Origin of the sequence: Actinomadura sp. BRA 177 (genome assembly GCF_013372625.1) — a bacterium.
Classification (GTDB): Bacteria; Actinomycetota; Actinomycetes; order Streptosporangiales; family Streptosporangiaceae; genus Spirillospora.
The window spans coordinates 1-22,593 of record NZ_JABXFD010000641.1 but is presented as its reverse complement, the minus strand read 5'-3'; the positions used below and the strand labels follow the sequence as shown (position 1 = coordinate 22,593).

Sequence of the window (22,593 nt, the reverse complement as noted above, 5' to 3'; positions counted from 1 at the left end):
GGCGAGGTGTGGGTCCTGGCGGCCGGCGGCGACGCGGTCCCGGCGTTCGACGTGCTGATGCTCGGCGTGGGCCCGGACGCGCACGTCGCCTCGCTGTTCCCGGGCACGCCGGCGCTGCACGACGAGCGTCCGGTCGTGGCGGTGCGCGACTCCCCCAAGCCGCCGCCGACCCGGATCTCGCTGACGTTCCCGTCCCTGCGCGCCGCACGCGAGGTGTGGGTCCTGGCGGCCGGCGAGTCGAAGGCGGAGGCCGTCCGGCTCGGCCTGTCGGCGGGCACGGAGCTCGTCAAGGCGCCGGTCGCGGGCGCGCGCGGCCGGGAGCGGACCCTGTTCCTGCTGGACAGAGCCGCCGCGTCGGGGTTGCCCGCCTGAGAGAACTCTGAAGAGTCTCCTTGGTTTCGCATGCCTCGCGGTGAACCGTGCATAACCTGAGCACGTGATTATCTTGTGCACCCCTTGATCGGGGCATGACCCGCAGTGCGGGGTCGAGCAGGCGAGCGTGAGGAGTTCTCAGGTGCTCAAGGGTCGGACCGGGACGGCGGGCGCGGCGTTCGCGGCGGCGGTGCTCGTCGCCGTCGCGGGCTGCTCATTCGGCGGCGACGGCGGCAAGGGCGGGGACGGCGGCGGCAAGGCCGCGGAGGCGGTGAAGCTGGCCATCACGCCCGCGACGGGGACGAAGCAGGCGGCGCCCGACAAGCCCGTCACCGTCACCGCGGACAACGGCAAGCTGACCAGCGTGACCCTCACCTACGGGAAGAAGGGCAGCAAGGCGCAGGGCAAGCTGGCGGGCGACGGGACGTCGTGGAGGTCGGCGTGGACGCTGCGGCCGTCCACGACGTACACGGTCACCGCGAAGGGCACCGGCGCGGACGGCAAGGAGGTCACCTCCACCTCCACGTTCACGACGCTGACGCCGCAGAAGAAGCTGAAGTCGGGCATGTCGCCGCTGGACGGGGAGACCGTCGGTGTCGGCATGCCGGTGCAGCTGCTGCTGTCCCGGCCGGTGAGCACCAAGGCCGGGAAGGTCGCGGTGGAGAAGGCCCTCGAAGTCCGGATGTCCGAGCCGGTCGAGGGCGCCTGGTACTGGATCAGCGACAAGGAGGTCGACTTCCGGCCCCGCGAGTACTGGCCGTCCGGGCAGAAGGTGAAGGTCATCGCGCACCTGGCGGGGCTGAAGGTCGGCGACGGCACGTACGGCGTGCAGGACCGCAGCGCGAGTTTCACCGTCGGCGACCGGCACATCACCACGATCGACGCCAAGAAGCACCGCGCGACGGTGACCGACGGCGGCAAGACCGTGCGGACGATGAAGGTCAGCCTCGGCAAGCCGGGCCACGACAGCTACAGCGGGACCATGATCGCCCAGGAGAAGGCGAAGGACATCATCATGGACTCCGCGACCACCGGCGACCCCGGCGAGTACCGGATCCCGACGAAGTGGAACGTCCGCCTCACCTACAGCGGGACGTTCGTCCACTCGGCGCCGTGGTCGACGGACGCGCAGGGCAACGACAACGTCAGCCACGGGTGCGTGAACGCCTCCCCCGGCGACGCCAAGTGGTTCTACGACTTCACGAACCGGGGCGACATCGTCAAGGTGACCGGGACGTCGCGCAAGCTGCAGTTCGGCAACGGCCCGACGCCGTGGGCGAAGTCCTGGGAGGGCTGGCTCGAAGGCAGCGCCACCGGCAAGCCGGTGACGGGCCTGCCGCTCAAGTGACCGGTACCCCGGGTCGTGTGCCCGGGGCGATCAAGGGCAGACTTGGTGCCATGCAGAAGCTCTCGTTGGACGCACAGGTACGGGACCATCTGAAGCGCGCCGCGGCCGCCTCGACCGGGCGCAGCGCCGACACCGTCTACGGCGGGCATGAGCGCGTCCTGCGCCAGACGCTCGTGGCCCTGACGGCGGGCACGTCGCTGTCGGAGCACGAGAACCCCGGCGAGGCGACCATCCACGTCCTGCACGGGCGGGTCCGGCTGCTGGCCGGGGAGCACCACTGGGACGGGATGGCCGGCGACCTGCTGATCATCCCGGAGGCGCGGCACAGCCTGGAGGCGCTGGAGGACGCCGCGGTCCTGCTCACCGTCGCCAAGACCGGCTGACCGGGCGCGCCGGGCCGGGGCGGGCCCGGCCCGGTCTACGGCTCGGCCCGGTCTACGGCTCGTCGCGGCGCAGGTGCGCGAGGCAGGCGCCGGGTTCGGCGAACGGCTCCAGCCGGTCGGCCTCGACCGGCGCGTCCAGCTCCTTCAGCGCGCCCTGCATGAGGCCGAGGTGGACGTCGCAGACCAGCGGCCCGTATTCCTCGGCGAGCTCCAGGAACGGGCAGTGCCGCAGCCGGATGAGGTCGCCGTCGGGCCGGGGGGCGAAGTCCAGGTCGTCCAGCAGGGCGGTGAGCCGGTCGGCGGCCTCCTCGCCGGTCACCCGCTGGAACGGCGGCGGCCGGTCGACCAGGAAGCGGCCCCACTCGCGGCCCGCCTGCGCGGCGCTCTCCCGGGCGGCGGGCCCTTCGGAGGCCAGCCGGCTGAGCAGGATCTGGGCGAGCAGCCGGTAGCCGCGGGCGCCGCCGCGGTCCATGCCGGGGCGCGGGGTGTAGACGGTGCGGGGGCGGCCGGGCCCGGACGGCTGCTCGGCGGTCCGCTCGACGGTGCCCTCGGCGGTCAGCGCGTCCAGGTGGAACCGGGCGGTGTTGGCGTGCACACCGAGCCGCTCGGCGACCTCGGCGACGCCCAGCGGGGCGCCGGCGTCGCGCAGGATGTCCAGGACCTCCTGGCGGCGGGTACGTTCGGTGGCCATGCCGCTCACCCCTCCCCCGCCGGCGGCTGGGCCGCGATCAGCGGATGGTCGCGGTCGAGCGCGCCCAGCTTGGACGCCCCGCCCGGCGAGCCGAGGTCGTCGAAGAACTCGGCGTTGGCCCGCGTGTAGTCCGTCCAGCGATCCGGCAGGTCGTCCTCGTAGTAGATGGCCTCGACGGGGCACACCGGCTCGCACGCGCCGCAGTCGACGCACTCGTCCGGGTGGATGTACAGCGCGCGCGCACCCTCGTAGATGCAGTCGACCGGGCACTCGTCGACGCACGCCAGGTCCTTGACGTCGACGCAAGGCTCGGCGATCACATAGGTCATGACGCGCTCCTCCTGCTCGGACACGTTTCTAACAGTCTCACATGTAATAATAATAGAACAGGGAGAGAAAGGGGTGACCATGCCAGACGTCTTCATCCAGGCGACCGAGACCGACCCCGCCGTGCGGGCCGCGGCCGTCGTCCGCCACATCCACGACCGGCTGCGCAACCGGCTGGCCGCGCTCGCCGACCACGAGCCCGGCATCGTGGCCGGGTTCTGCGCCGGCGAGCTGCGCCGTCACCTCGCCGCCGCCGACGAGGCACTCTACGCCCCCGCGGCGGGCGCGCCGGAGACCAGGCTGCTCGTCCGGGCGATGCGCACCACCGCGGCCGAGATCGAGCGGCGCATCGGCGTGCTGGACCCGTCCGGCCACCCGGCCGCGTTCGCCCGCAACATCGGGTCGGTGCTCGCCGTCCACCTCCCCGTGGAGGAGACCGTCCTGCTGCCGGCCCTCGCCGAGCTGCCCGGCGCCGACCTCGGGCTGCTGGTCGCCGACCTGCAGACGCTGCTGGACGGCGGGAAGCTGGAGCAGCCGGACGAGATCGACGTGCGGGAGATCCCGCGCGGGCAGAAGCATCCGCGCATCTTCGCACGCTTCGCCCGGCTCGCGCCCGGCGAGTCGTTCGCGCTGGTCAACAACCACGACCCGAAGCACCTGCGGCGCGAGTTCGACGCCGCCCATCCGGGGGCGTTCACCTGGGAGTACGAGGAGAGCGGGCCGGAGCGCTGGCGGATCCGCATCGGCCGCCCCGCCTGACACCGCGCGGCCCCCGCGCCTGCCGACCAAAGTCGACGGCCCCGCTACCTGCGGCCACTGACCTGGGCGGACGGCGTGGCTACCGTTGGACGCGTGGAACTCTTCCGGCGGTCATGGCGCGAATGGCTCGGCGACCTCGGCGCCACCGGCGCCGCAGTGCTGCTCGGCTGGGTACTGCTCCGGGGGACGGTGGAGGACCTGCCCGCCGGCGAGACGATCTCGGTCCCCCGGGACATGCTGGCCGGCGGTGTGACGTGCGTCCTCCTCCTGCTGTTCCGGCGTCGGTACCCGGTGGCCCTCGCGGTGGTGATGATCTTCGCGCAGTGGGCGGCGACGTCCGCGCTCGGCACGGCCGCGATCGCGATGTACTCGCTCGCCATGCTGCGCCCCTGGCGGATCGCGCTGCCGATCGCCGGGGCGAGCCTGGCGCTGATCATCCTGCTGTTCCGGGTGCTGTCGGCCGAGCCGGACTTCCGCGAGGGCGCCATCCTGTTCGCGCTGATCTACGCGGTGCTGGTCACGACGGGGATGCTCGTCCGGTCGCAGCGGCAGCTCATCGCCTCGCTGCGGGAGCGGGCCCGCGCCGCCGAGACCGAGCAGCGGCTGCGGGTCGAGGAGGCGCGGCTGCTGGAGCGCGAGCGGATCGCCCGGGAGATGCACGACGTCCTCGCGCACCGCATCTCGCTGCTGGCCGTGCACGCGGGCGCGCTGGAGTACCGCCCGGACATGGCCGCCGACCAGCGCGAGGCCGCCGGGGTCATCCGGCAGAGCGCCTACGAGGCGATGGAGGACCTGCGGGAGGTGATCGGCGTGCTGCGGCACGACGCGCCGGGCGCCGATCCGGAGCGCCCGCAGCCGACGCTCGCGGACGTGGCGGCGCTCGTGCGGGAGTCGCGGCGGGCCGGCGGGCGGGTCACGCTGGCGGAGAACGTCCCCGAGCCGGGCCGCGTCCCGGACCGCGTCGGGCGGCACGCCTACCGGATCGTCCAGGAGGGGCTGACCAACGCCCGCAAGCACGCGCCGGACGCCGAGGTCACCGTGTCGCTGGACGCCGGAGCCGACCTGGACATCGAGATCGTCAACGCGGTGCCGCCCGGTCCGTCCGCGCCGTCGCTGCCGGGCTCGGGCGCGGGGCTCGTCGGGCTCGCCGAGCGGGTCGCGCTGCTCGGCGGGACGCTGGAGCACGGCCGCACCCCCGGCGGCCGGTTCCGGCTGCGCGCCCGCCTGCCGCTGGGGAACGCGCATGTCCCCGGGACCGGCGGGAAGGGTGACGTCCATGGCGAACTCCTCTGACCGACCCGCCCTGGAAGAACTCGACCGCGCCGAGTGCCTGCGGCTCATCGCCGGCGGCGTCATCGGCCGGGTCGCGTTCGACGACGGCGAGGGGCCGACGGTCATCCCGGTGAACTACGCCGTCGACGGCGACGCCGTGATCTTCCGGACGTCGGTGTCCGGCCGGCTGAACCGCAGCCTGCTGACGTCGGTGGTCGGCGGGGAGGTGCGGGCCGCGTTCCAGGTCGACCGGATCGACGAGTCCGACCATGCCGGCTGGAGCGTGCTGCTGCGCGGCGGCGCCCATCCGCTGTCGGACGAGGAGAAGGAGAAGGCCGCCCAGGTCGAGCCGTGGCCCGGCGGCGACCGCGAGGCGTGGTTCCGGCTGTCGGCGCTGGAGGTCAGCGGCCGCCGCCTGCACGGGACCTGACCGGCCAATAGGGTGGCGGGATGGACTCCCCGCCCGTCCGCGTGCTGATCGTGGACGACGACGCGCTCGTCCGCGCCGGCCTGTCGATGATGCTGGCGAACGCCGGCGACCTGGAGGTGGTCGCGGACGTCGCCGACGGCGCCGAGGTGGTCGCCGCCGTCAACCAGCACCGGCCCGACGTCGTGCTGATGGACATCCGGATGCCCCGGCTGGACGGGCTCGCGGCGACCGAGCTGCTGCGCGCGCGCCGCGAGCCGCCCGAGGTCATCGTCCTGACGACGTTCGACACCGACGACCACATCCTGCGGGCGATGCGCGCGGGCGCGAGCGGCTTCCTGCTGAAGCACACCCCGCCGCCGGAGATCATCCGCGCGATCCGGCAGGTCGCGGCCGGTGAGCCGATGATGTCGCCGGCGGTGCTGCGCAAGATGATGTCCTACCTGGCCGAGAGCGGCGCCGACCCGCGCCGCGACCGCGCCCGCGAGCTGCTGGCCCGGCTCAGCGAGGGCGAGCGCGCGGTGGCCGCCCTCGTCGGGCGCGGCCGGACCAACAGCGAGATCGGCAAGGAGCTGTCGCTGAGCGTCGCCACCGTGAAGGCCTACGTGTCGCGGCTGCTCACGAAGCTGGATCTGAACAACCGGGTGCAGGTCGCGCTGCTCGTCCACGACGCCACCCTCGACGACTAGCGTTCCCGGGGCGCCAGCGGGACGTCCTTCAGCAGCAGCGCCGCCGCGAGGCCGGCGACGAGGACGGGCAGCGCGGCCACGAAGACGCCGGAGAACGCGTCCGCGAAGGCGGCGGCGACGGCGTCCCGGACGGGTCCGGGCAGCGTGGCCAGGACCTCGGGGCGGACGGCGTCGGCGAACGCGGGGACCCGCCCGTCCGGGACGCGCCGGACGATCTCCTCGGCGAACCGGTTCGTCACGATCGCGCCGAACACGGCCATCCCGGCGGCGGTGCCGAGCATCCGGGTCGCGAACACGCCCGAGCTGGCCGCGCCCAGGTCCCGCTTCGGCGCGGCGTTCTGCGCGATCAGCACGACGACCTGCTGCGACAGCCCGGCCCCGAACCCGAGGACGGCCATGTAGCAGCCGGCGGTGAACAGGCCCGTACCGGCGTCCATCGTGGCGAGCAGCGCGACGCCGAGCATGCTGATCGCCATGCTGGCCGCCGGGAGCCGGTGGTAGCGGCCGGTGCGGTGGATCTAGCGTCCCGCGCCCATGGAGGCGACCAGCAGCGCGGCCATCATCGGCAGGAGCAGCAGACCCGATCTGGTGGCGTCCACTCCCCCGACGACCTGGAAGAACATCGGCAGGTAGGTGGCGAGCCCGAACCCGGTGGCGCCGCCCACGGCCGCGACGACGCAGGCGACGGCGAACGACCGGTCCCGGAACAGCTTCGGCGGGATGACCGGTTCCGCCGCCCTCCGCTCAGCGAGGACCCACACCGCGAACAGGACCACCGCGCCCGCCGCCAACGCCAGCACGACCGGCGAGCCCCACGCGTACCGCGTCCCGGCCCAGCTGGTGAACAGCGTAAAGCAGGTGACCGCCGCGCCGAGCAGGACGATGCCGAGGTAGTCGATCCGGGGCCGTCCCTCGGGCTTGGGCAGGCGCAGGAACAGCAGGGTCGTGGCCACGGCCGCGAGGCAGAGCGGCATGTTGACGTAGAACACCCACCGCCACGAGGCGTGGTCGGTGAGGAACCCGCCGACCAGCGGGCCCGCGATGCTGGACACCGCGAAGATCAGCGCCGAGTACCCCTGGTACTTCGCGCGCTCCCGGGGCTCGAACAGGTCGCCGGTGAGCGCGAACATGGAGCTCATCAGGCATCCGGCGGCGGCGCCCTGCGCCACCCGGAACACGATCAGCCAGGTCATGCTCGGGGCCGCCCCGCACGCCGCCGACCCGGCCAGGAAGCCGATCAGGCCGGTCAGCAGGACCGGGCGGCGTCCGAACAGGTCCCCCAGGCGTCCCGACAGCGGGACGGTGACGCTGGTGGCCAGCACGTACGCCGTCGACACCCAGGCGATCCGGTCGAGGCCGCCGAGGTCCCCGACGATCGTCGGCAGCGCGGTGCCGAGCACCGTCGCGTCCAGCGAGGACATGAGCCCGGCGAGCATCAGCCCGCCGAACACCCAGAGCCGCTCGCGATGGCTCATCGGCACGGTCGCCGTAACCATGCGCACCTCCCATTCATATGCGTTGAGCAACTAGATGCTAAGAGCACATAGATGCGCCGCGCAAGCCAACTAGACTGGCCGCCATGGGCGAGGAGGCACTGGACTCGGTCGAGCGCAGCATGGTCCGGCTGCGCCGCGGCATGTCGCGGCAGCGGCTCGGCAAGGCCGCGATCAGGGAGCACAACCTCCCCGTGGACGTGCAGGTCCTGCACGTCGTGGACGTGGTCGACGAAGGCCCCGACGACCCCGGCCAGGAGATGAGCGTCGGCCTGGTCGCGGCGCGGCTCGGCGTGGACGCCTCGCGTGGCAGCCGCGTCGTCGCCGAGGCCGTGAAGTCCGGCTACGTCCGCCGCGTCGCGTCCCAGGCGGACGGCCGCCGCATCCACCTGGAGCTCACCGACGCCGGCCGCCGCGTGGTCGAGGCCACCCGCCGCACCCGCCAGGACCACTTCGCCAAGGCCATGAGCGACTGGACGCCCGTCGAGCGCGCCGAGTTCGCCCGCCTCCTGTCCCGCTTCGTCCACACCTACGAGGGCTGACCGTCATCCCATGGTTGCGGGTGCGGGGCGTTCGGCTACACCGGGAGTTGCGGGGGCGGGGCCGTGAGCCGCGACGCGCGGCGGACGGTCTGGGGCAGGGCGCCCGTCTAGGCTGGTCGCATGGGTGGTCACCGCGGTCTCGGGGCGCCGCACGGCCGGTTCCGGGACGCGGCCCTGGCCGGCGGCGTGCTGCTGGTCGTGGCCGTCAGCAGCCTGAACTCGTTCATCGGCGCCGCGGACGAGGCGTGGGCGCGGAAGGCGGCCGGCTGGGCGCTGATCGTCCTGACCTGGGGGGCGCTGTACTTCTCCCGCCGGTTCCCCGTCGCCGTCGGGGCCCTCTCCCTCGTGGCCACCGGCGCGTACTACGTCATCAGCGTCAACGACGGCGGGTTGATGATCGCGCACATCGTGGCGCTGTACATGGTCGCGGCCTGCGGCAGGCTGCGGGCGGCCGTCGTCCTCGGCGCCCTGACCGTGATCGGGACCGGCATCGGGACGCTGTCCGGCAACGACGACGTCAACGCCGTCGCCCTGTTCATGCTGGCCGGCTGGGTGGTGGCCGTGGTCGCGCTGGGCTGGGTGTGGCACAGCCGCCTCGCCTACCTGCGGGAGGCCGAGCGCCGCGCCGCCGGCGAGGAGCGGCTGCGCATCGCCCGCGAGCTGCACGACGTGGTCGGGCACCACCTCTCGCTCATCAACGTCCAGGCGGGGACGTCGCTGCACCGCTTCCACCGGGACCCGGCGCAGGGCGAGGCCGCCCTCGCCGCGATCAAGGAGTCGAGCCGGGACGCGCTGCGCGACCTGCGCGCGACGCTCGGCATCCTGCGGCAGGCCGGTGAGGAGGCGCCGACCGCGCCCGCGCCGCCCGGCCTGGACGGGATCGGCGAGCTGATCGGGTCGGCGCGGTCGGCCGGGCTCACCGTGCACAGCCGCGTCGCCCGCGCGGCGGACCCGCCCACCGAGGTCGGGCTGGCCGCCTACCGGATCGTCCAGGAGTCGCTGACCAACGTGTCGCGGCACGCCCCCGCCGCGGAGGTCACCGTCAGCGTCGAGGACGGGCCGGGCGAGCTGCGCATCGAGGTCGCCGACGACGGCCCCGGCCAGGGCGCGGGCGTCCCGGGCAGCGGCGTGCGGGGCATGCGGCAGCGGGCCAGCGCCCTCGGCGGCGAGCTGACCGCGGGTCCCGGGCCGGACGGCGGCTTCCTCGTCCGGGCGCGGCTTCCCTATGAGGCGGCCGGCCGATGATCAAGGTGCTGCTGGCCGACGACCAGGGCCTCGTCCGCGCCGGGTTCCGCTCGATCCTCGACGACGAGGACGACATCACGGTGACCGGTGAGGCCGCCGACGGCGAGCAGGCCGTCGCCGCGTGCCGCGAACTGCGTCCCGACGTGGCGCTGCTGGACGTGCGGATGCCCCGGATGGACGGCCTGGAGGCCGCCCGGCGCATCACCGCCGACCCGCGCCTCGACGACGTCCGGGTGGTCATCCTGACGACCTTCGACCTGGACGAGTACGTCTACGGCGCGCTGCGCGCGGGCGCCACCGGCTTCCTGCTGAAGGACACCGAGCCGGCGGAGCTGATCCAGGCGGTGCGGGTCGCGGCGCGCGGCGACGCGCTGATCACCCCGTCCGTCACCCGGCGCCTCATCGGCGAGTTCGCCGGACGCGTCGAGATCCCCGACCCCGGCCCCCGGCTGAAGGCCCTCACCGAGCGGGAGCGCGAGGTCATGCTGCTCGTCGCCGCCGGGCAGAGCAACGACGAGATCGCCGCCCGGCTCGTGCTGAGCCCCGCCACCGTCAAGTCGCACGTCAGCCGCATCATGGCGAAGGTGGACGTCCGCGACCGCTCCCAGCTGGTCGTCCTGGCCTACGAGTCGGGCATGGTCAACCCCCGCTGGATGCGACCCGGGCGGTAGCCGGCGCGCCGGGGCCGCAACTTCCGGGGTGGCCCGGATGCCGACCGCGGGCCGATGCCGTGCGGCATGCCGGTTCCCGACGCTGGAGGCATGAACATTCCGGGCGCCTTCATCGGGTTCCTCGTCGGCGGGGCCGCGGGCTTCCTGCTGACCGAGACGGTGGGCGCGTTCTTCACCTTCGTCCTCGACCGGACGCTCGACGTCGACGGCACCCCCGTGCTGCTCGCCGCCTTCATCGCCGTGCCGGTCCTGACCGCACTCCTCGGCGCCGCCGTCGGCGCCCGCTTCCAGAACCGAGGTTGACGTGCCCACTCCCTCTTCCGGCCGGTTCGGCCGCCTGGCCGCCTGGTCGCAGCGCCACCGCTGGGCCGCGCTCGTCCTGTGGGTCGCGGTGGTCGCCGCGATCACGGTCGGCTCGCAGGCCGCCGGCAGCGCCTACCACAACGACTTCTCGCTGCCCGGCACCGATTCGCAGGCCGCCGCCGACCTGATGACCGAGCACGGCTCCCGGCAGGCGGGCGCCACCGTCCAGATCGTCGCGCAGGACGCCGGCGGCCTGGACGGCGACCTCGCGCCGATGCTCGCCAAGGTCCGCGGGCTGCCCTCGGTAGCGGACGTCGGCGAGTTGTCGGTGTCGGAGTCCGGCACCATCGGGTACGCCACCGTCACCCTCGACGGCGACGCGCAGGACGTCCCGAAGGAGCACGTCACCGAGATCATCGAGACCGCTCAGGCCGCCGCCGGGGACGGCCTGCGCATCGAACTCGGCGGCGACCCGGTGCGCGGCGCCGAGGAGGGCGGGGGCGGCGCGGCCGAGGGCGCGGGGATGCTCGCCGCCCTGGTCATCCTCGTCCTGCTGTTCGGCTCCCTCGTCGCCGCCGCGCTCCCCCTCGTCACCGCGCTGTTCGCGGTCGGCGGCGCGATCGGCCTGATCGCGCTGGCCTCGCATGTCTTCACCGTCGCCGACTTCACCCCGCCGATCATGATGCTGATCGGCCTCGGCGTCGGCGTCGACTACGCCCTGCTGATCTTCTACCGCTACCGGCAGGAACTCCGGGACGGCGCCGATCCGGCCACCGCCACCCGCCGGGCCCTGGACGCCGCCGGACGAACCGTCTTCTTCGCGGGCTGCACCGTCATCATCGCGCTGCTCGGCCTGATCGCGCTCGGCCTCGGCTCTCTCCAAGGGGTCGCCCTCGCCGTGGCTCTGACGGTACTGGTCACGATGGCGGCGTCCCTGACACTGCTGCCGGCCCTGCTGGGCGTCTTCGGGGGCCGCATCCAGCGCCAGGTCCTCAAGCGGGCGGCGAAGGCCAAGCCCGGCGAGAGCCGCTGGCACCAACTGGCCTCCGCCGTCCAGCACCGCCCCGTCCCCGCACTCCTGGCCGCCGTCATCGCGCTGCTCGCCCTGTCGGCACCCGCCCTGCACATGCGCCTCGGCTTCGCCGACGCGGGCAACGACGCCCCGTCCACGACCAGCCGCCAAGCCTACGACCTCCTCGCGGAGGGCTTCGGCCCCGGTTTCAACGGCCCCCTGATCATCGTCGCCAAGGGCGACGCGGGACCGCTGCGCTCGGCCCTCACCCAGACTGACGGCATCGCCGCCGCGACCCCGCCCATCCCGTCCAAGGACGGCGCGGTGTCGGCCGTCATCGCCTACCCGACCACCGCGCCGCAGGACGAGGCCACCACCGACCTCGTCCACGACCTGCGCGACGACGTGCTGCCATCCCTCTCGTCTCGCACAGGCGTTGAGTACCTGGTAGGCGGCCCGACCGCCGCCACCCAGGACTTCTCGGACGCGGTATCGGCCCGAATGCCGCTGTTCGTCGCCGTCGTGGTCGGCCTCTCCGCCCTGCTCCTGATGGTGGTGTTCCGCTCGGTGCTGATCCCGATCAAGGCCGCGCTGCTCAACCTGCTGTCGATCTCCGCCGCGCTCGGCGCGATCACCCTGGTCTTCCAGGACGGCCGGTTCGGCGCGCAGAGCGGCCCCATCGAGGCGTTCATCCCCGTGATGATCTTCGCGATCGTGTTCGGGCTCTCCATGGACTACGAGGTCTTCCTGGTCTCCCGCATCCACGAAGAGTGGGAAAGGACGCGGGACCCGTCCCACGCCGTCCGCGAGGGCCTGGCCGCCACGGGCAAGGTCATCACGGCCGCCGCCGCCATCATGATCGTCGTGTTCGCCGCGTTCGTCCTGAGCCCCGACCGCATGCTCCAGCAGTTCGGCTTGGGCCTGGCGGTGGCCGTCCTGTTGGACGCCCTGGTGATCCGCTGCCTGATAGTCCCAGCCGTAATGCAACTCCTGGGCAAACACGCGTGGTGGCTCCCCGCCCCCCCTGGCCAAGCGCCTACCGAAGGTCGCCCTGGAACACCCCTGAACCCCGGCCGGGGCCGGCCCGCCCGGCCCCGGCCGCCGCTCACTCCCCGAAGTCGCGCTCCAGCACGGTGAGGGCAGCCGGCGGATTGAGGCGCCGCGCGTTCTCCAGGACGCTCTCCTCGCCCTGGTCGCCCTGCAGGATGTTCACCACGACCCGCGCACGCTCCGCACCCCGCCCGAAGACGCCTTCCTCGTCCAGCCGGGCCAGCGCGCGGAAGGCCGCTTCGAACCGTCCGTCGATCTCGGCGTCCAGCCCGTCGTCGTCGCGCTGCCACGGGTCGCCGCGCTCGTTCAGCACTTGGAGAACACCGGCGAAGTGGTCCTCCCCAGCATGTGATACGGCGAGTCGACCGGACTCCACCGCAGGCTGGCGGCCTGCTCCTCCACCGTCCCGCCGAACTCCCCGACGTACCGCTCCGCGACCCGCAGCAGCCCCTCCTCGGAACTGCAGGTCGGCAGAATGTAGGCCGCGAAAGGATCGGTGAACAGCGCGAAACTGTAGAACGACTCCCCGCTATTCGTCTCGCGGGCCTCCGCGAACGCAGCCCGCCCCGCCTCGACCAGCCGCGTCACCAGTTCATCGAACGACATCCCAAGATCGTCCCAGACCTGGGAACCGCGGGTATTACCCTCAGCCCAGCCGGGCGCGCAGCAGGCAGAACTCGTTTCCCTCCGGGTCCTGCAGGACGACCCAGCTCTCCTCCCCCGTCTGCCCGACGTCCGCGGGCCGCGCCCCCAGGGCCAGCAGCCGCTCAAGCTCGGCGTCCTGGTCCCGGTCGGTGGCGTTCACATCGAGATGCAACGGCAGCTTGCCGGCCTTGGGCTCGTCAGTACGGCTGAGGACGAGCGTCGGCTGCAGCCCCCCGAACCCCTCCGGAGGCCCGATCTCGATATCGTCCCCGTCCCGCGAGAGCTCCACGTACCCCAGAACCTCGCACCAGAACGCCGCGAGCCCGTCCGGATCCCGGCAATCGAGCACCAGCTCACTGATCCGACAAGCCATGCAGACTCCCTCCTCGTCGTGTCAGAGCCCATTGCACCATCCAAGCCTGTTCACGGCGCAGTCATCTCCCACTCGCGACGTAGCCACCCAGCGCCGGTTACTTCACAGGCTCTAACGGTCGTCTCAGGTTCGCTCGTTAGGAAGCAGGCATCAGATCAGCGATGTAACCCGTGTGTAGGAGGCCAGTGATGGCAGTCAACTCAGCGCCGTCCGGGGAAGCGCCGGCCGGTCGGTTGGCAGGCCGGTGGGTGCCGTGGTTGGTGATCGGCCTGTGGTTGGTGCTGGCGGCGTTCATGGTGCCGCTGAGCGGAAAGTTGAGTTCGGTCACCACCGACAGCGCCGCGGACAACCTGCCGGCCAGCGCCGAGTCCACCAAGGCCGCGGTACTGGAGGACAGCCTCCCCGGTGGTGACGACAACATGTTCGTCTTCGTGTACCACCGCGCCGGCGGCATGACCGACGCCGACCGCGCGACGGTCGAGCGCCAGTACAACACCCTCGCCAAGCGGTACCCGCCGAAGGCGGCGGCCCCGGCCGACGGCGACGACGAGGGCCCGCCGACGAGACCCTCCACCGACGGCGAGGCGATGATATACACCCTCGATGTGAGCACGACCTACGGCGAACCGGAGGCCATCGTCGGCCCGTTGCGTGACGCCGCGAAGGACCGCCCCGCCGGCCTGGAACTCGACGTGACCGGCCCGGCCGCGATCGACGGCGACATGGACGCCGTCTTCGACGGCATCGACTTGCAGGTCCTGCTCACCACCGTGCTCGTCGTCACGCTCCTGCTCATCCTCACCTACCGCAGCCCGGTGCTGTGGTTGATCCCGCTCGTGGCCGTGGGCGCGGCCGCACTGACCGCGATGGCGACCGTCTACCTGCTCGTCAAGGGCTCCGGCATCGTGGTCAACAGCCAGAACTCGGCGCTGCTGACGATCCTCGTATTCGGCGTCGGCACGGACTACGCGCTGTTGCTCATCGCTCGATATCGGGAGGCACTGCACCACCACGAGAACGTCCGGGTCGCGATGGTCCACGCGCTGCGCAGCGCGGCGCCGGCCATCGTCGCGTCCGCGGCCACCGTGATCGCCGGCCTGCTCTGCCTGCTCGTCGCCGACCTGAACAGCACCAGCGGGTTGGGCCCGATCGGCGCGGCCGGCATCCTGTGCGCGCTGGTGGCCATGCTGACGCTGTTCCCGGCGGTGCTCGTGGTGCTCGGCAGGCGGATCTTCTGGCCGGCCATCCCGCGGTTCAGCACGGCCACGGAGGAGAAGCCGGGGCTGTGGGGACGGCTCGGCGCCGCCATCAGCCGCCGCCGGTGGGTGGCGGCGCTCGCCTCGCTCGCAGTCCTCGGCGTGCTCGCCATCGGGCTGGCGGGCAACACCGGCGCCCTGCGGGAGCAGGACCAGTTCCTGTCCGCGCCGGAGTCGGTCACCGGCTTCACCGTCGTCGGCCGGCACTTCCCGGAGCTCGGCGGCCAGCCGATGACGATCTTCACGCGGCCGGCGTACCAGGAGCGGGTGCTCGACATCGTCAAGGACACTCGCGGTGTGGCCATGGCCGTCCCGGGTGAGACCAGCGGTGGCTGGGCCGACATCTCCGTGTTCCCGACGGACGCGCCGGACACCGTCGCGGAGTACGACACGATCAAGCGGGTGCGCACCGCCGTGCACGCGGTGAGCGGGGCGGAGGCGATCGTCGGCGGACCGAGCGCGGAGCACCTCGACACCGAGGCGACCACCAGCCGCGACGAGAAGCTGGTGATCCCGCTGGTGCTCGCCGTCGTGCTGATCGTCCTCGGGCTGCTGCTCCGGGCGATCGTGGCCCCGCTGGTCCTGATGGCCACCGTGATCGTCTCATTCGCCGCAGCCTTCGGCGGCAGCGTGTTCGTCTTCGACACGATCCTCGGGTTCAAGGGCGTCGACTATTCGGTGCCGCTGCTGGCATTCCTGTTCCTGGTGGCGCTCGGCGTCGACTACAACATCTTTCTCACCAGCCGGGCCCGGGAGGAGACCGCCCGCCTCGGCACCAGAGAGGGCATGCTCAAAGCCCTCTCCGCCACCGGTGGCGTCATCACCTCGGCAGGTCTGGTCCTGGCGGCCACGTTCGCGGTCCTCGCCACACTTCCGCTGGTGATGCTGATCGAGGTCGGGTTCCTGGTCGCCTTCGGCGTGCTGCTCGACGCCCTGCTGGTGCGGTCGGTCCTGGTGCCCGCCCTCACCCTGCTGATCGGCCGGCGGATCTGGTGGCCGAGCCGGCTGTCCCGTCCAGCGGCGGAGCCGCCGGACGGTCAACGGTCCGCCCGCCGACGACGAGGAGCCCACGCTGCAACGGTGAGCGTGGCGGCACGGACGAGATCCGGGACGGGGTCCCAGGCCCGTCCCGGATCTTTTCATGGGCCCGGAAGGTCGATCCGGAGCAGCGCACCACCGCGTGCGGAGCGGGCGACGGTGGCCCGCCCGCCGTGGGCGTCGACGACCCGCTGCACGATCGACAGCCCCAGACCGGATCCCGGCAGCGCCCGGGCGCTGTCGGCACGGTAGAACCGGTCGAACACCCGCGGTACGTCGGCGGCGTCGATGCCCGGCCCGGCGTCGTCGACCTCGAGCACCGCCGACGCGCCCTCGGCACGGAGCCGGACCTGGACCGGCCGGCCCGCGGGGGACCACTTGCCGGCGTTGTCGATGAGGTTGAGCACCGCCCGCTGGAGCGCGGCGGGACGCCCGCTCACCCACACGGAGGTCACGTCGAGCGCGACCTCGATGTCGGGCATGCGGGAACGCGCCCGGGTCGCGGCGGCCACCACCACGTCGGCGAGGTCGAGCAGTTCGGTGTTCTCGTCGCTGACGTCACCGCGCGCCAGGTCGGTCAGCTCGGCGGCGAGGGTGCTCAACTCGGCCACCTGGGCGCCGAGATCGTTGAGCAGCCGGGTCCGGCTCTCCGCCGGCAGTCCGCTGTCCAGGGTGCCGCGCCGGTCGAGCCGGATCAGCAGCTCGACGTTGAGGCGCAGGCTGGTGAGCGGGGTCTTCAGCTCGTGGGCGGCGTCCTCGGCGAGCAGCCGCTGGGCCCGCCGGGAGTCCCGGAGCGCGGCGAGCATGTCGTTGATCGACTGGATCAGCCGCCGGATCTCCCCACCGCCCTCATCCGGGATGTCGGCGTCGAGATCTCGGGTGTCGGCGACACGTACCGCGGCGGCGGTCAGCCGGTCGATCGGTGCCAGCCCGGTCCGCGCCACGGTCCGCCCGACCAGGGCGCCGCCGACCACGCAGAGCAGCCCGATCAGCAGCATGCCCAGCCCGAACCGGGTGATCGGGCTGTCGTCGTCGGCGACGCGGGCCACCTGGACCGCACCGTCGCCCGCCCGCAGCGTGTAGATGAAGTAGCCGTCGCTGTCGTTCGACTCCATCAGATCGGCCGACGCGCCCTTCGCCACGCGCCCGGCGTGCTCGCTGACCGGGGGCAGCGCGGGTTGGCCGGCCGGCGTCCGGGTCGAGCCGTCGGGCAGGATGACCCGCACCAGCCGACCGGATCCGGGATACGGCGGTAGCCGGACCTGCGCCAGACCGGTGTGCTCCGCGTTCGCCGCCAGGACGCGGGAGTCGGCGCGCAGCTGATTCTCGGCGGTGTCCCGCAGCTCCCAGTTCAGTAGCTCGATGCCCACCTGGAAGGCGGCGAACACGCTGACCGCGATGGCCGTCGCCGCGATCACCGTCAGCCTGGTCCGCAGGGACCGCCGGCGCCACCATCGGGTCAGCCGGCGCGGTTCCCGGCCGGCGGGCCCGCTCACAGAGGAGTCTCCCGCAACGTGTATCCCAGGCCGCGCAGCGTGTAGATCAATCGCGGCTCGCCCTCGGCCTCCATCTTGCGGCGCAGGTAGCTCACGTATACCTGAAGGTTGTTGGCCGTGGCGCTCATGTCGAAGCCCCAGATCGCCTCGAACAGCGCGTCGCGGGTCAGGACCCGGGTCGCGTTGCGCACGAGGACCTGCAGGAGGGAGAACTCGGTCCGGGTCAGGCGCAGCGGCCGCTCGCCCCGCCACGCCTCGAACCTGTCGAGATCGATCCGGACGTCGGCGAACGAAAGGATCTGCGACTCCCCGTCGGGCGGCGTGCGCCGGCGCAGCAGGGCCCGCACCCGCGCCAGCAGCTCCTCGGTGGCGAACGGCTTGGGCAGGTAGTCGTCGGCGCCCGCGTCCAGCCCCGCGACCCGGTCGGAGACCTGGTCACGGGCGGTCAGCATCAGCACCGGCAGATCCCGGCCCGCGGCCCGCAACCGCCGGCAGGTCTCCAACCCGCCGAGGCGGGGCATCATCACGTCGAGGATCAGCAGATCCAACGTGTCACCACCGGCCCCGACCCCGTCGAGCACGGCGAAACCGTTGGCGACGGTGCTGGTGTCGTAACCCTCGACCTGGAGCACCCGCTCCAGCGACTCACGGATGGCCCTCTCATCATCCGCGATCATGATCCGCACGCCGGCCCGCCCCCTCCCAGTCGACACTTTTGCCGCTCATTGTCCCCGGTCAACCTGAGACCAGCATTAGGACGTCACTGGAGACCGCGCTCTCAGCTCGTAGTCAACAAGCTGAAGGGTGGGGCTGGAAAACCTCAGCGCGGAGAACTTCCGCCGACGTGCGTCGGCCCGGACGTGAGCGCGTCCCAGGCGGCCATCGAGTAGGTGATCACCGTCTCCAACTCGGCACGGGTAGCACCGTCACGCGCTTGGATGGAAAGCCCCTGCACCACGGTGCTGTAGTACCGGGCGACGCCGTCAACGCCGCCGGGCGGCTCGCTCAGGTCACCCTCGGTGACGCCGCGGGCGAGCCGGTCTTCGATCTCGGTGCGCATGTCACGCCGGATGCCGGCCAGGAACTCCCGGATCGCGTGGTTCTCCACGGCGCCGGTGGGCGCCGCGAGGATGAGCATGCAGTAGTGCGGCGCGTCGGGGCGGGTGATCTGATCGGCGGTGGCGCGCAGCATCGCCTCGATCGCGGCGCGCGCGGTCGGCTGTTCGCGGAGCGCGCGCCGGGGCGGCTCGCCCGAGGTCGCGCCGTAGAGGGCCATGACCTTGCGGAACAGGTCCTCCTTGCTGCCGAAGCAGGCGTAGATGCTGGCCGAGGCGATGCCCATGGCCCGCGCCAGGTCGCTGATGGAGGTGCCCTCGTAGCCGCGTTCCCAGAACACGTCCAGTGCCTGGCGCAGGGCGGTGTCCGGGTCGAAGGTGCGCGGCCTGCCGCGAGTGGCCATCGTGATGCGTCCCCACAATTGTTTGTCGTCCGACCAACTTTACCTTGACCGCACCGTCGGGCCGTGGCACGGTTTGTTGGTCGATCGACAAACAAATAGGAGGTGGCTCACCATGACCGTTCCCGCGACCATGCGCGCCTTGCAGCAGGCATCCCTGCTCGGCCCACAGGACCTGCGCTTAATCACCGATGCGCCGGTACCGAGCCCGGGGCCGGGCGAGGTTCTGATCCGCGTCACCGCCGCCGGCGTCAACTTCGTGGACGTCTCGCAGGCCCGAGGCACCTTCGCTGGTGGCCCGCAGCCGCCCTACCTGGCGGGCATCGAGGCCGCCGGGGAAGTCGCCGCCGTCGGCGAGGGGGTCACCGGCCCGGCGCCCGGCGCGCACGTCATCGGCGTCGGCATCGCGGGCGGCGCCTTCGCCGAGTACATGGTGCTGCCCGCCGCCGGCGCGGTGCCGGTGCCGCCGGGCTGGGCGGACGAGCAGGCGCTGGGCCTGGTCGTGAACTGGCCGACGGCGCTGGCGGCGCTCAAACCGCTCGGCGGTGTCGCGGCGAGGCAGACCGTACTGATCCACGCCGCGGCCGGCGGGACGGGCCAGGCCGCGGTGAAGATGGCCAAGCACTACGGCGCGACGGTGATCGCCGCCGCCGCACCGGCCAAGCACGAGGCGGTACGGGCGCTGGGCGCCGACCACGTCATCGACTCACGCGGCGCCGACATCGCGGCCGAGGTCCTGCACCTGACCGGCGGCACCGGCGCCGACCTGGTCTTGGAGTCGGCCGGCGGCGCCACGTTCGGCGCGAGTCTGGCCGCGGCCAAACGGGTCACCGGCCGGGTCGTCGTCTACGGGACGGCCGGCGGCGAGGCCGCGATCACCAACTGGGAGCTGGTCTACGAGCACCAGGTCCACGTCATCGGCCTGAACGTCGGCGTCCTGATCCAGGCCGCACCGCAGGTCTTCGGCGAGGTCATGGGTGAGATGTCCGAGCTGCTGTCGGCCGGGGTGCTCGGCCCCGGCCAGCCGACCTGTCATCGGCTGGCCGAGGGGCCGAAGGCACTCGCGGAACTGGAGGCGCGGGCCACCGTGGGCAAGCTCGCGCTACTGCCCTGACGTCCGGCGGGTGAGGCGGACGACCGGGTACTGCCGCTCGGACTTGCTCTGGTACTTGGCGATGCGGGGCTGCGCTTCGGCGATGCGCTGCCACGCCCCCTCGCGCTCGTCCCCGTCGAGCCGGTGCGGCGTCACCGGCACGGCCCCCTCGCCGGGCAGCTCGATCGTCGCCCGGTCGGGGTGCGCCATGAGGTTGTCGAACCAGTCCGGGTTCCGGTTCCCGCCGCCCGACGCGACGATCAGCCGCGCGTCCCCCTCGTCGGGGAACCATGCCACAGGCGTCTCACGCGGCTGCCCGCTCCGGCTGCCCACGGTGTTCAGGATCAGCACGTCCATGCCCATGAACGTGCCACGCCCCTTGCGGACCTTGCGGTTCATGCGGGCGTTCATCCTGTGCTGCATCCACCGCGAGAACGCTCCGGGCGTGCCGGGCCTCCGCCCGCCGCTCTCCTGCCTGTTCTCCGCCATCGGACTACCCCCGGACCTCGTTGATGCGGATCATGTTGCCCGCCGGGTCGCGGAGGGCGCAGTCGCGGACGCCGTACGGCTGCTCGGTCGGCTCCTGGACGATCTCGGTGTCGCCGGCCTGGATGCGCTCGAAGGTGCCGTCGAGGTCCGGGGTAGCCAGGATGATCATGGCGTAGGTGCCCTTGGCCATCATCTCGGCGATGGTGCGGCGCTCGTCGTCGGTGACGCCGGGGTCGGCGACCGGCGGGTGCAGCACGATGGACGTGCCCGGCTGGCCAGCGGGGCCGACGGTGATCCAGCGCATCTTGCCCTGCCCGACGTCGTTGCGGACCTCGAAGCCGAGGACGTCGCGGTAGAAGGCCAGGGAGACCTCCGGGTCGTCGTGCGGGAGGAAGGTCGAGTGAATGGTGATGTCCATGCCGATCACGCTAGCCACGCCCCGCCGACCGGCGCTTCTCGATTCCTGACCAGTCTGGTCACCACTTCCCCACCCCCGTCCCGGGCTGCGGCCACCTCCTCCCCTGACGGTCACCCACCGGACGCACGTCACATGAGGTCGAACGCCCCGCGCTTGACCTCGTCCAAGAACCCACGCCACTCGCCCCTCGTGAACCCCAGCATCGGACCTGTCGGATCCTTGGAATCTCGCGCCAGGACGATCGCGCCTGCAGCCAACTCGACGCAGTCAGTTCCGTGTGTCGTGCTGTGACTGCTCTTGCGCCACTGCAAACTCTCGAATTGCTGAAAGCTCATAGCTCGCACGCTATCTGCTCGATGAGTGCCCGCGAGTTCTCTTTGGACAAGGCAAGTGACGCGAGCGCACCATGGACACGCTCATAGTACGAGACGTCTGCCGGGTCATCGATGAACCAGCTACGTACGAGACTGTGGACGGCGACGACCTTCATCGGGTCTTCCGAACCGATATTCAAGATCGAGAACGTTCCGTCCAGTCCCGGATGGCCGCCGACGGAAAAGGGCAGAATCCGCAGGTCCAGGTGCGCCGCGCTAGTCACGTCCAGCATCCTCCTGAACTGCCCTTCCATGACGCTAGGACCGGCGATCGGCGTTCGGAGCGCGGCCTCGCTGATCACCCAGGTTACGGGACGCCCTGAATCCGAAAGGATCCGCTGCCTCGCCATCCGGAAATCGAGTGCACCTTCCTCCACCGGTTCACCGAGGACGGGCGCATAGGCCGAGAAGACCGCCTGAGTGTACGGCTCTGTTTGGAGTAGCCCAGGTATCACCTGCGTTTCGAACGATCGGATGCGAGAAGCGTCGCCTTCCAGGGAGGCGTAGTCGACGATGAACGGGTCCGTCCGCTCCTGGTAGCCGAGCCACCAGCCGTCCTTACGGCCTTGCGTGGCGAGGTCGAGGAGGCGGGCGCGTTCGCGGGCGTCGGTGATGCCGTAGTGGTCGAGGATCTGGCGGAGGTCGCGGGGGCGGACGGCGCGGTGGCCGTTCTCGTAGGCGCTGAGAGTGGCCGGCGAGCGCTCGACCAGGCGGGCCGCCGCGTCCTGCGTCAGGTTGCGTTCCTCGCGGTACCGGCGGAGCGCCTGGCCGATCTTGCGGCGCCGGTACGACAACCGGTCGTCTGACGTCATGCACCCAGCTTGTCACCGTGTGTGATGGAGCGGGTCAGATTCGCCGAAACTTCGATACACCCGGACTTCGATACTTCAGCTTTTCCATGGGCCCGCGACGGATGCCTCTCAGCTCGCGGGAATGTGTTGATGCGGTGACGGAGGGCGATCAGCCTTGGCGGGTGACTTTCGGAGGAGGAAACACGATGACACCCGGCAAGGGCGGCGGGCTGGAACTGCTCGCCGTGCTCACGCTTCCCGGAGTGGAGCGGTCCGTCCGGCAGGCTCGGCTGTTCCTGCGGGACATTCTCGTCCCCGCGCACCTCTCGCCCGGCGATGAACTCCTGGACGACATGGTGCTCGTGGTGGACGAGTTCGCCGGCAACGGCATCCGGCACACCGCATCAGGGCAGGGCGGGAAGATCCACATCGCATTGTGGGCGGGGCGGGGCGTGCTGCGGTAGTGGGCGGGGATCTGGGGGGGGGCGCGGGGGCGGCGGGCGCGGTGGCCGGCGGGCGCTTGGAACGGGCATCGCCCCGTGGGGCGGGCTGGGCCGGTATGGCGCTGGTCCTCGAGGAC

Annotated in this window: 26 protein-coding genes and 2 pseudogenes; 15 read left to right on the top strand and 13 right to left on the bottom strand. The window is 72.0% G+C overall.

From position 1 onward, the window contains the following. From HUX53_RS35710 to HUX53_RS35700, 3 genes are all read left to right on the top strand, one after another. A partial coding sequence (locus HUX53_RS35710) for a 6-phosphogluconolactonase (RefSeq protein ID WP_176407695.1) occupies positions 1-372 on the top strand: 372 nt, incomplete at its 5' end. Positions 373-514: 142 nt separating this feature from the next. Then, positions 515-1,720 (top strand): Ig-like domain-containing protein, encoded by a 1,206-nt coding sequence (locus HUX53_RS35705; RefSeq protein ID WP_176407694.1) that lies wholly within the window; start codon positions 515-517, stop codon positions 1,718-1,720. A gap of 50 nt (positions 1,721-1,770) precedes the next feature. Then, positions 1,771-2,103, top strand: a complete 333-nt coding sequence (locus HUX53_RS35700) for a cupin domain-containing protein (protein WP_176407693.1) — start codon at positions 1,771-1,773, stop codon at positions 2,101-2,103. A 52-nt stretch (positions 2,104-2,155) separates the two neighbouring features. Here the strand turns inward: HUX53_RS35700 and HUX53_RS35695 are convergent, their stop codons facing one another. Next, positions 2,156-2,794, bottom strand: coding sequence for a metalloregulator ArsR/SmtB family transcription factor (locus tag HUX53_RS35695; protein ID WP_176407692.1), 639 nt, complete (start codon positions 2,792-2,794; stop codon positions 2,156-2,158). Positions 2,795-2,799: 5 nt separating this feature from the next. Continuing rightward, positions 2,800-3,123 carry a ferredoxin gene (fdxA, locus tag HUX53_RS35690; RefSeq protein ID WP_176407697.1) on the bottom strand — a complete coding sequence of 108 codons (324 nt, stop codon included), beginning with the start codon at positions 3,121-3,123 and terminating at the stop codon, positions 2,800-2,802. A gap of 79 nt (positions 3,124-3,202) precedes the next feature. Here fdxA and HUX53_RS35685 point away from each other — a divergent pair, with 79 nt between their 5' ends. The 4 genes from HUX53_RS35685 to HUX53_RS35670 all read left to right on the top strand — a co-directional run bounded on the left by HUX53_RS35685 (position 3,203) and on the right by HUX53_RS35670 (position 6,268). Then, positions 3,203-3,880: a DUF2249 domain-containing protein gene (locus HUX53_RS35685; protein ID WP_176407696.1), complete on the top strand. Its 678-nt coding sequence runs from the start codon at positions 3,203-3,205 to the stop codon at positions 3,878-3,880. A gap of 93 nt (positions 3,881-3,973) precedes the next feature. Continuing rightward, positions 3,974-5,173: a histidine kinase gene (locus HUX53_RS42805; protein WP_309237591.1), complete on the top strand. Its 1,200-nt coding sequence runs from the start codon at positions 3,974-3,976 to the stop codon at positions 5,171-5,173. Further along, on the top strand, positions 5,157-5,582 hold the full coding sequence (locus tag HUX53_RS35675; RefSeq protein ID WP_176407690.1) for a pyridoxamine 5'-phosphate oxidase family protein: 426 nt from the start codon (positions 5,157-5,159) through the stop codon (positions 5,580-5,582). Before HUX53_RS42805 ends, HUX53_RS35675 begins: the two co-directional genes overlap by 17 nt. Positions 5,583-5,602: 20 nt before the next feature. Further along, a complete protein-coding gene (locus HUX53_RS35670) occupies positions 5,603-6,268 on the top strand; it encodes a response regulator transcription factor (RefSeq protein WP_176407689.1) in 666 nt (221 codons plus the stop codon). Here HUX53_RS35670 and HUX53_RS35665 read toward each other — a convergent pair. Both HUX53_RS35665 and HUX53_RS35660 read right to left on the bottom strand, forming a co-directional pair. After that, on the bottom strand, positions 6,265-6,744 hold the full coding sequence (locus HUX53_RS35665) for a hypothetical protein (RefSeq protein ID WP_176407688.1): 480 nt from the start codon (positions 6,742-6,744) through the stop codon (positions 6,265-6,267). The two genes, HUX53_RS35670 and HUX53_RS35665, sit on opposite strands and share 4 nt — an antisense overlap. Positions 6,745-6,786: 42 nt before the next feature. Further along, positions 6,787-7,764 carry an MFS transporter gene (locus HUX53_RS35660; protein ID WP_176407687.1) on the bottom strand — a complete coding sequence of 326 codons (978 nt, stop codon included), beginning with the start codon at positions 7,762-7,764 and terminating at the stop codon, positions 6,787-6,789. 83 nt (positions 7,765-7,847) lie between these two features. Between HUX53_RS35660 and HUX53_RS35655 the strand changes: the two genes are divergently transcribed. The 5 genes from HUX53_RS35655 to HUX53_RS35635 all read left to right on the top strand — a co-directional run bounded on the left by HUX53_RS35655 (position 7,848) and on the right by HUX53_RS35635 (position 12,671). Further along, a complete protein-coding gene (locus tag HUX53_RS35655) occupies positions 7,848-8,303 on the top strand; it encodes a MarR family winged helix-turn-helix transcriptional regulator (RefSeq protein WP_176407686.1) in 456 nt (151 codons plus the stop codon). 120 nt (positions 8,304-8,423) lie between these two features. Next, the gene (locus tag HUX53_RS35650; RefSeq protein ID WP_176407685.1) at positions 8,424-9,548 is read left to right on the top strand and encodes a sensor histidine kinase; all 1,125 of its coding nucleotides are present in this window, start codon (positions 8,424-8,426) and stop codon (positions 9,546-9,548) included. After that, on the top strand, positions 9,545-10,219 hold the full coding sequence (locus tag HUX53_RS35645; protein ID WP_176407684.1) for a response regulator transcription factor: 675 nt from the start codon (positions 9,545-9,547) through the stop codon (positions 10,217-10,219). The genes HUX53_RS35650 and HUX53_RS35645 overlap by 4 nt, the downstream gene beginning before the upstream one ends. 90 nt (positions 10,220-10,309) lie before the next feature. After that, positions 10,310-10,522 carry a hypothetical protein gene (locus HUX53_RS35640; RefSeq protein WP_217920295.1) on the top strand — a complete coding sequence of 71 codons (213 nt, stop codon included), beginning with the start codon at positions 10,310-10,312 and terminating at the stop codon, positions 10,520-10,522. A gap of 1 nt (position 10,523) precedes the next feature. Continuing rightward, the gene (locus HUX53_RS35635; RefSeq protein ID WP_217920294.1) at positions 10,524-12,671 is read left to right on the top strand and encodes an MMPL family transporter; all 2,148 of its coding nucleotides are present in this window, start codon (positions 10,524-10,526) and stop codon (positions 12,669-12,671) included. On the opposite strand, the pseudogene HUX53_RS42015 reads toward HUX53_RS35635, so the two are convergent. Beyond that, positions 12,640-13,190 (bottom strand): annotated as a pseudogene (locus tag HUX53_RS42015) (DUF4303 domain-containing protein). The gene HUX53_RS35635 and the pseudogene HUX53_RS42015 overlap by 32 nt on opposite strands. 40 nt (positions 13,191-13,230) lie before the next feature. Continuing rightward, the gene (locus HUX53_RS35620; RefSeq protein ID WP_176407680.1) at positions 13,231-13,602 is read right to left on the bottom strand and encodes a VOC family protein; all 372 of its coding nucleotides are present in this window, start codon (positions 13,600-13,602) and stop codon (positions 13,231-13,233) included. A 188-nt stretch (positions 13,603-13,790) separates the two neighbouring features. On the opposite strand from HUX53_RS35620, the pseudogene HUX53_RS42010 reads away from it, so the two are divergent. After that, positions 13,791-15,857, top strand: a pseudogene (locus HUX53_RS42010) (MMPL family transporter); the annotation flags it as partial. Positions 15,858-15,997: 140 nt separating this feature from the next. Here the strand turns inward: HUX53_RS42010 and HUX53_RS42800 are convergent. From HUX53_RS42800 to HUX53_RS35600, 3 genes are all read right to left on the bottom strand, one after another. Continuing rightward, positions 15,998-17,392: a HAMP domain-containing sensor histidine kinase gene (locus HUX53_RS42800; RefSeq protein ID WP_176407679.1), complete on the bottom strand. Its 1,395-nt coding sequence runs from the start codon at positions 17,390-17,392 to the stop codon at positions 15,998-16,000. Next, positions 17,389-18,078, bottom strand: coding sequence for a response regulator transcription factor (locus HUX53_RS35605; RefSeq protein WP_309237590.1), 690 nt, complete (start codon positions 18,076-18,078; stop codon positions 17,389-17,391). The genes HUX53_RS42800 and HUX53_RS35605 overlap by 4 nt, the downstream gene beginning before the upstream one ends. A gap of 134 nt (positions 18,079-18,212) precedes the next feature. Then, positions 18,213-18,851 carry a TetR/AcrR family transcriptional regulator gene (locus HUX53_RS35600; RefSeq protein ID WP_176407677.1) on the bottom strand — a complete coding sequence of 213 codons (639 nt, stop codon included), beginning with the start codon at positions 18,849-18,851 and terminating at the stop codon, positions 18,213-18,215. A 112-nt stretch (positions 18,852-18,963) separates the two neighbouring features. Here HUX53_RS35600 and HUX53_RS35595 point away from each other — a divergent pair, with 112 nt between their 5' ends. Continuing rightward, a complete protein-coding gene (locus HUX53_RS35595) occupies positions 18,964-19,962 on the top strand; it encodes a zinc-binding dehydrogenase (protein ID WP_176407676.1) in 999 nt (332 codons plus the stop codon). On the opposite strand, the gene HUX53_RS35590 is transcribed toward HUX53_RS35595, so the two are convergent. The 4 genes from HUX53_RS35590 to HUX53_RS35575 all read right to left on the bottom strand — a co-directional run bounded on the left by HUX53_RS35590 (position 19,951) and on the right by HUX53_RS35575 (position 22,034). Further along, positions 19,951-20,352, bottom strand: coding sequence for a nitroreductase family deazaflavin-dependent oxidoreductase (locus HUX53_RS35590; protein ID WP_255205958.1), 402 nt, complete (start codon positions 20,350-20,352; stop codon positions 19,951-19,953). The genes HUX53_RS35595 and HUX53_RS35590 overlap by 12 nt on opposite strands. Positions 20,353-20,434: 82 nt before the next feature. Then, positions 20,435-20,848 carry a VOC family protein gene (locus tag HUX53_RS35585; RefSeq protein WP_176407674.1) on the bottom strand — a complete coding sequence of 138 codons (414 nt, stop codon included), beginning with the start codon at positions 20,846-20,848 and terminating at the stop codon, positions 20,435-20,437. A gap of 128 nt (positions 20,849-20,976) precedes the next feature. Then, positions 20,977-21,183 (bottom strand): DUF397 domain-containing protein, encoded by a 207-nt coding sequence (locus HUX53_RS35580; protein ID WP_176407673.1) that lies wholly within the window; start codon positions 21,181-21,183, stop codon positions 20,977-20,979. Next, the gene (locus HUX53_RS35575) at positions 21,180-22,034 is read right to left on the bottom strand and encodes a helix-turn-helix transcriptional regulator (RefSeq protein ID WP_176407672.1); all 855 of its coding nucleotides are present in this window, start codon (positions 22,032-22,034) and stop codon (positions 21,180-21,182) included. Before HUX53_RS35575 ends, HUX53_RS35580 begins: the two co-directional genes overlap by 4 nt. A gap of 185 nt (positions 22,035-22,219) precedes the next feature. On the opposite strand from HUX53_RS35575, the gene HUX53_RS35570 reads away from it, so the two are divergent. After that, positions 22,220-22,477: a hypothetical protein gene (locus HUX53_RS35570; RefSeq protein WP_176407671.1), complete on the top strand. Its 258-nt coding sequence runs from the start codon at positions 22,220-22,222 to the stop codon at positions 22,475-22,477. The last annotated feature ends 116 nt before the right edge of the window (positions 22,478-22,593 follow it).